Origin of the sequence: Streptomyces anatolicus (genome assembly GCF_019400875.1) — a bacterium.
GTDB lineage: Bacteria > Actinomycetota > Actinomycetes > Streptomycetales > Streptomycetaceae > Streptomyces > Streptomyces anatolicus.
Window position 1 is genome coordinate 1 of record NZ_WMBF01000334.1, and the last position, 6,979, is coordinate 6,979.

Sequence of the window (6,979 nt, forward strand, 5' to 3'; positions counted from 1 at the left end):
CGCCAGACCTACGTCAGTTCCAACGCGGGCATCAGGTAATAGAACGCGAACACGCCCGACACCGCATACATCGCAGCCGGAACGTCCCTCCCCCGCCCCGCCGCCAGCCTCAGCACGGTGAACGTGATGAACCCCATGCCGATGCCATTGGTGATCGAGTACGTGAACGGCATCATCAGCATCGTCACGAACGCGGGAATCGCGATCGTGTAGTCGCTCCAGTCGATCTGCCGAATGGACCCGGACAGAATCAGGAAGCCCACCGCGAGCAACGCGGGCGTGGCCGCCTGGGAGGGGACCATCGTGGCGAGCGGCGTGAGGAAGAGCGCGACGGCGAAGAGCCCGCCGGTGACGACGTTCGCGAGGCCCGTGCGCGCGCCCTCGCCGACGCCCGCCGTGGACTCCACGAAGCAGGTGGTGGCCGACGAGGACGACGCGCCGCCCGCGGCGACCGCGATGCCGTCGACGAAGAGCACCTTGTTGATGCCGGGCATGTTGCCGTTGGCGTCGGTCAGCTTGGCCTCGTCGCCGATGCCCATGATCGTGCCCATCGCGTCGAAGAAGCACGAGAGCAGCACGGTGAAGACGAAGAGGACGCCGGTCAGGATGCCGACCTTCTCGAAGCCGCCGAAGAGGCTGATCTCGCCGACGAGCCCGAAGTCCGGCGTCGAGACGGGGTTGCCGGGCCACTTGGGCGTGGTCAGACCCCAGGACGGCACCGTGGCGACGGAGTTGATGATCATCGCGACGATCGTCATGACGACGATGCTGATGAGGATGGCGCCCGGCACCTTGCGCACCATCAGCGCCAGCGTGAGCAGCACGCCGAGCGCGAAGACGAGCACCGGCCAGCCGTTGAGGTGGCCGTCGCCGCCGAGCTGGAGCGGGACCGTGGTGTGCGCGGCGTCCGGCATGCGCGAGACGAAGCCGGAGTCGACGAGGCCGATCAGCATGATGAACAGGCCGATGCCGATGGCGATGCCCTTGCGCAGTCCGAGCGGCACGGCGCTCATCACCCGCTCCCGCAGGCCGGTCGCGACGAGGAGCATCACGACGAAGCCCGCGAGGACGACCATGCCCATGGCGTCGGGCCACGACATGCGCGGGGCGAGCTGGAGGGCGACGACGGTGTTCACGCCGAGGCCCGCGGCGAGCGCGATCGGGACGTTGCCGATGACACCCATGAGGAGCGTGGTGAAGGCGGCGGTGAGCACGGTCGCGGTGACCAGCTGCTTGTTGTCGAGCTGATGCCCGTACATGTCCTTCGCGCTGCCCAGGATGATCGGGTTCAGCACGATGATGTAGGCCATCGCGAAGAAGGTGGCGAAGCCGCCGCGGACTTCCCTGACCAGGGTCGAGCCCCGCTCACTGATCTTGAAGTAGCCGTCGAGACCGCCCTGCGGGGGCTTCGGGGGCTCTTTGCTTGCGTCGACCGGGGCGCTGGCCGAGGGGGACATGGAAAACCTCGTGACCTGTGATGAGCTGAGCCGAATTTGTGTTTTCGTACGAAAGCAACCGGCCATTCATAAGCCGTTTCAGTATGAATACATGAAGCGGAAATCGCTATCTCCGCGCGTAGACCCTTGCCGCGCAAGAGCGGGACGGCCCGTCACCTGGGCCCAGGGGCCCGGCATAAGCTGGGGCCATGGCGAAGTGGACCCCCAAGCACGAGGCGCCGGAGCCCCTGGAGGGCCCCGTGGTCGCCACCATCACCGGCGGCACGATCCTCTGGTTCGTCCTCTTCCTCGTCCAGCTCCCCTTCTACGGCTGGTTCGACGACCGGGACCTGACCTGGTGGGTGTGGACCTGCCTGGCCGGCGCCGGGCTCGGCCTCATCGGCATCTGGTACGTACGGGTGCGCGACGCCGCCATCAAGAGGTCGAAGGTCACAGAGCCCCAGTAGAAGGTCACCCGGCTCCCGGCGGCCCGTACGACCACGGGACGGCCCCCGTCCTACCCTGGTCGGATCTTTGGGGCATTCAAGGGGTGAAGCCCCATCACCACCCTTACCGTCGAATGCATGACGCATATCGACGCGGGCGCCGAACTCGACCCGGTCCACCCCGTCCCGCCGCCCGAGGGACGGCCCCGGGGGCTGAGCGCCGCCGAGGTCGCCGAGCGGGTCGCCCGCGGCGAGGTCAACGACGTACCGGTCCGCAGCTCCCGCTCCCTCGCCGAGATCATCCGGGCCAACGTCTTCACCCGCTTCAACGCGATCATCGGCGTGCTCTGGGTGATCATGCTCTTCGTCGCGCCGATCCAGGACAGCCTCTTCGGCTTCGTGATCGTCGCCAACACCGGCATCGGCATCATCCAGGAGTGGCGCGCCAAGAAGACCCTGGACTCCCTTGCCGTCATCGGCGAGGCCAAGCCGACCGTGCGGCGCGACGGCAGGGCCGCCGAGATCTCCACCTCCGAGATCGTCCTAGGCGACCTGGTGGAGCTGGGCCCGGGCGACAAGATCCCGGTGGACGGCGAGGCCGTCGAGACCGAGAGCCTGGAGATCGACGAGTCCTTGCTGACCGGCGAGGCGGACCCCGTCGTCAAGAAGCCCGGCGACCAGATGATGTCGGGCTCGTTCGTGGTCGCGGGCGGCGGCTCGTTCACCGCCACCAAGGTCGGCCGCGAGGCGTACGCGGCGCAGCTCGCCGAGGAGGCCAGCCGCTTCACGCTCGTCCACTCCGAGCTGCGCTCGGGCATCTCCACGATCCTCAAGTACGTGACGTGGCTGATGGTGCCGACCTCCATCGGCCTGGTCATCTCCCAGCTCGTCGTCAAGGACGACAACTTCAAGGAGTCCATCGCCTACACCGTCGGCGGGATCGTCCCCATGATCCCGGAGGGGCTCGTCCTGCTCACCTCCGTGGCCTTCGCGATCGGTGTGATCCGGCTCGGCCGCAAGCAGTGCCTCGTCCAGGAACTGCCCGCGATCGAGGGCCTGGCGCGCGTCGACACGGTCTGCCTGGACAAGACCGGCACCCTCACCGAGGGCGGCATGGACGTCACCGAGCTGCGCCCGCTGAACGGCTCCGACGAGAGTTACGTACGTAAGGTCCTCGGCGCCCTCGGCGAATCCGACCCGCGCCCGAACGCCTCCCTCCAGGCGATCATCGACGCCTACCCCGACAGCGAGGAGTGGCGCTGCACGGAGTCCCTGCCCTTCTCCTCGGCCCGCAAGTACAGCGGCGCCTCCTTCAGCGAGGGCGACGGCACCGCCTCCGCCTGGCTGCTCGGCGCGCCCGACGTGCTGCTGCCCGACGACGACCCGGCCCTCGCCGAGATCGAGGAGCTGAACCAGCAGGGCCTGCGCGTCCTGCTGCTCGCCCGCGCGGCCGGCGACCTGGACGACCCGGACGTGGCGGACCGGGCCGACGCCACCGCGCTGGTAGTCCTGGAGCAGCGGCTGCGCCCCGACGCCGCCGACACCCTGCGCTACTTCGAGGAGCAGGACGTGGCCGCCAAGGTCATCTCCGGTGACAACGCGGTCTCGGTGAGCGCGGTCGCGGGCAAGCTCGGCCTGCCCGGCGCGCAGAACACGGTGGACGCGCGGCGGCTGCCCGCCGAGAAGGACGAGATGGCGCGGGCCCTGGACGACAACGCGGTCTTCGGCCGGGTCACCCCGCAGCAGAAGCGCGACATGGTGGGCGCCCTCCAGTCACGCGGGCACACGGTCGCGATGACGGGCGACGGCGTGAACGACGTACTGGCCCTGAAGGACGCCGACATCGGCGTGAGCATGGGTTCGGGGTCGGAGGCGACGCGGGCCGTGGCCCAGATCGTGCTCCTCAACAACAGCTTCGCGACGCTGCCCTCCGTCGTCGCCGAGGGCCGCCGCGTCATCGGCAACATCACGCGCGTCGCCACACTGTTCCTGGTCAAGACCGTCTACTCGGTGATCCTCGCGCTGCTCGTGGTCTGCTCGCAGGTCGAGTACCTGTTCCTGCCGCGCCATCTGACGCTGCTGTCCACGCTGACGATCGGCGTCCCGGCGTTCTTCCTGGCGCTCGCCCCGAACAAGGAGCGCGCGCGGCCGCACTTCGTGCGCAGGGTCATGCGGTATGCGATCCCGGGCGGTGTCATCGCGGGCGTCGCCACCTTCGCGACGTATCTCCTGGCCCGGCACCACTACGAGGGCGCGGGCGCGCGGGAAGCCGAGACCAGCGCGGCCACCCTGGCGCTCTTCCTGATCGCCATGTGGGTGCTCGCCATCATCGCCCGCCCCTACACGTGGTGGCGGGTCGGCCTCATCGGCGCGATGGGTCTCGGCTTCCTGCTCGTGCTGACCGTGCCCTGGCTCCAGGACTTCTTCCAGCTGAAGCTGGTGGGCACGACGATGCCGTGGGCGGCGGTCGCGATCGCGGCGGTGGCCTCGCTGGCCATCGAGGTCATCTACCGCTGGGTGGACCGCCGCGTGCCGGCGTGAGCCGTGACTACTGGACGTCGATGGCGTCGCTGGTGGCCGTGACGGGCGCGGTGGTGGACGTGCCCGCGAAGACGTAGCGGTAGTTGCCGTCGGCAGAGGCCGTGACGGTGGTCTTCAGGGCGCCCTTCGAGCCGGACTTCACCGTCTTGACGGTGGAGTACGTGCTGGAGCCCTTCTTCTTGAACTCCAGCTTCACGGACTGGCTGGTGTAGCCGGCGTACTTGTAGGTCTCCCAGTTGGCGCGGGTCAGGGCGCCGGTGACCGTGATGGTCTTGCCCTTCTTGACCGGCTCCGGGGAGGCGTTGGTGGTGAGCTTGGCGGCGCGCAGGACACGGGCGTCCGAGGGCGCCTTGTCCTTGCTGATGAAGTCGCCGTCCTTGCCGATCGCCGAGGCGCCGACGTGCCACTTGCCGGCCACGATGTTGCTGTAGAAGTCGCTCTTCGGGTCGGCGGTGATCGCGACCGAGCAGGTCGAGGTGGTCGCGTTCACGACCGTGCACTTGGCGTCGCCGTCCGAGATCATCAGGCCGTCGATGCCGTTCTCGCTGTCGAGGTCCGTGCCGTGCCAGAGGAAGGCGTCGGCGCCGTAGATGCCCTCCGGGTCGGTCGCGGTGACATCGATGGTGAACTTCTTCTTCTCGGTGGTGCCGAGCACGATGGCCTTGCCGCCGTTGACGGTGACCTTCGTGATCTTGGTGTCGCCCTCGACCTCGTCGGCCGGAGCCTTGGCGACCAGGGCGTCGAGCTTCGGGAGGTTCGGCCCGTCGGCGGCCTGGGCGGCCGGGAGAGCGAGTGCGGACAGAGCCAGGGTGCCGGACAGTGCGGCCACGGTGGCACGGATGCGCATGTGTTTCCCCAGTCGGAGAAGGGGTTCCCACGGTGCGTGACGCCTTCACGCGGGAACCAAGTGATCTAGGAGTCTGTTGACTCGCAAGATCAGACTCGCGTCAAAGGCGAACGGTTGTACGACGGTTGAAGAAAATGCAACCAACTTACGGAATGCCCGCTTCCACCCCGTTGGCCGGGACGGAAGCAGACATTCAACGGGACGGAAGCAGACATTCCGGGTAACGGCCGCCAGCCGTCCGTCAGTCGAACCAGCGGTCCCGCGCCAACTCCGCCGTCCGCGAGGGGTCTTCGAGCAGCGCCGCCACCTCGAAGCGGCGCGGCCACTGCCCCGCCGCCCAGGCGAGACCGGCCGCCACGCCCTCCAGGGTCGCCGCGTGCACGGTGCCGTCCGGGGTGCGCCGCCAGTCCAGCTCGACACCGCCCGCGATCAGCTCGTCGTGTTCGACGTACGAGTGTGGGGTCGTCGCCCCCAGCAGGATCCGCACCGGTTCGGGCACCGCGCGCTCGACACCCCGGCCCGCCGGGTCGACGGCCGCCGTCTCGCTCAGCCTGCGCACCTGGAACAGCTCCGCCAGGTCGCCCGCCTTGCGCGGGTCGACGGGCAGCAGCGCCACGGCACCGGCCAGCGGCAGCAGGTCCGGGGCGTCGGCGACCACGGCGTCCGCCGCGTCGACCACCACCACCTCGCCGTCCACCACCGCGCGCAGCTCGTCGGGGAGCGTGACCCGCTCGGGGTCGAGATCCGCCAGCGCGCCGTACAGGGCGTGCAGTTGGCCGGGGGAAACGGTCCGCTCCGGGTCCGCGAGCCGGTCGAGGAGTTCGGCCGCGCCGCCCGGCTCCTCAAGGAGGGCGGAGACGGACGTACGTACGCCGAGAGCCCGCAGGACCTGCTCGTCGCCGAACCCGGACGCGTCCGCCGCGTCGTACAGCCCCGCCAGCAGCGGATCACTGCCCTCCGCACGCAGTCCGGCGGGACGGCGGCCGTCGAGTACGGGGTGGCCGCGCAGCCACCACGCCGTGTACGAGCGGACGGTCTGTGTCGTGCCGTCGGGCAGCAGCACCCGCAGCGGCTGCGTCAGCGCGTCCCGCAGCGGCGGGCGCGAGAGCATCGCGAGCGCCTGCGGCCAGCACTCGTCGTCGACCAGGTCCAGGTCCCGTACGGCGACGATCTCCGTGGCGACCGGCGGCACCGGGGTGTCCGGCAGCCGGTCGAGCAGGTCCTCGCACCACACGTCGACGGCGTCGAGGAGCCCGGCGTCGTCCGGCTCGGCGAAGTCGCCGTCGCGGGGCTCCAGTTCGTCCGGGTCGAGGACGACATCGGTGGCGCGTACGAGCGCGAAGGTGGCGAGCACCCCACAGGCGGCCAGCGGCTGCTCGCCCCAGCGGTCGGCCAACTCGTGTTCCACGAGCGCGAGTTCATCTTCCCGCATGACCTGGGCGAAGTCGCTGCCCGGCACGACGAGTTCACCGGCGGGCGCCAGTTCGCCGTCCTCGTCGGGCAGGGCGAGGGCGGCGAGCCAGGGTTCGTCGCCGGGCGCGAGATTCGCGTCCCGCACCAGGGCGAGCACGACGTCCGCCAACTCCTCGGCGTCCAGGGCGTCCTCGTCCCAGGTGTCGTCGTCGAGGGAGGCGGCGACGGCCGCGCGCACCTGCGGGGTGGTCAGGACGGCGCGGGGCGTGGCGGGGAGCGCGCCGAGCTTTTCGAGC

General features: G+C 69.7%; 4 protein-coding genes and 1 pseudogene. 2 read left to right on the top strand and 3 right to left on the bottom strand.

Annotation, left to right across the window (positions count from 1 at the left end; translation table 11 throughout):
* Nucleotides 1-8: 8 nt before the first annotated feature.
* A complete protein-coding gene (locus tag GKQ77_RS23955) occupies nucleotides 9-1,457 on the bottom strand; it encodes an NCS2 family permease (RefSeq protein ID WP_219691001.1) in 1,449 nt (482 codons plus the stop codon).
* Nucleotides 1,458-1,645: 188 nt separating this feature from the next.
* On the opposite strand from GKQ77_RS23955, the gene GKQ77_RS23960 reads away from it, so the two are divergent.
* Complete coding sequence (locus GKQ77_RS23960) at nucleotides 1,646-1,903, top strand: DUF2530 domain-containing protein (RefSeq protein ID WP_219691002.1); 258 nt, start codon at nucleotides 1,646-1,648, stop codon at nucleotides 1,901-1,903.
* A gap of 117 nt (nucleotides 1,904-2,020) precedes the next feature.
* Nucleotides 2,021-4,423, top strand: coding sequence for a cation-translocating P-type ATPase (locus GKQ77_RS23965; RefSeq protein WP_219691003.1), 2,403 nt, complete (start codon nucleotides 2,021-2,023; stop codon nucleotides 4,421-4,423).
* Between the two features lie 7 nt (nucleotides 4,424-4,430).
* On the opposite strand, the gene GKQ77_RS23970 is transcribed toward GKQ77_RS23965, so the two are convergent.
* Nucleotides 4,431-5,270: a calcium-binding protein gene (locus tag GKQ77_RS23970; RefSeq protein ID WP_219691004.1), complete on the bottom strand. Its 840-nt coding sequence runs from the start codon at nucleotides 5,268-5,270 to the stop codon at nucleotides 4,431-4,433.
* Nucleotides 5,271-5,511: 241 nt separating this feature from the next.
* Nucleotides 5,512-6,979 (bottom strand): annotated as a pseudogene (locus tag GKQ77_RS23975) (sacsin N-terminal ATP-binding-like domain-containing protein); the annotation flags it as partial.

Excerpts from the sequence above, each read along its gene's own strand:
- GKQ77_RS23955 (WP_219691001.1), bottom strand. The coding sequence starts at position 1,457 with ATGTCCCCCTCGGCCAGCGCCCCGGTCGACGCAAGCAAAGAGCCCCCG.
- GKQ77_RS23960 (WP_219691002.1), top strand. The coding sequence starts at position 1,646 with ATGGCGAAGTGGACCCCCAAGCACGAGGCGCCGGAGCCCCTGGAGGGC.
- GKQ77_RS23965 (WP_219691003.1), top strand. The coding sequence starts at position 2,021 with ATGACGCATATCGACGCGGGCGCCGAACTCGACCCGGTCCACCCCGTC.
- GKQ77_RS23970 (WP_219691004.1), bottom strand. The coding sequence starts at position 5,270 with ATGCGCATCCGTGCCACCGTGGCCGCACTGTCCGGCACCCTGGCTCTG.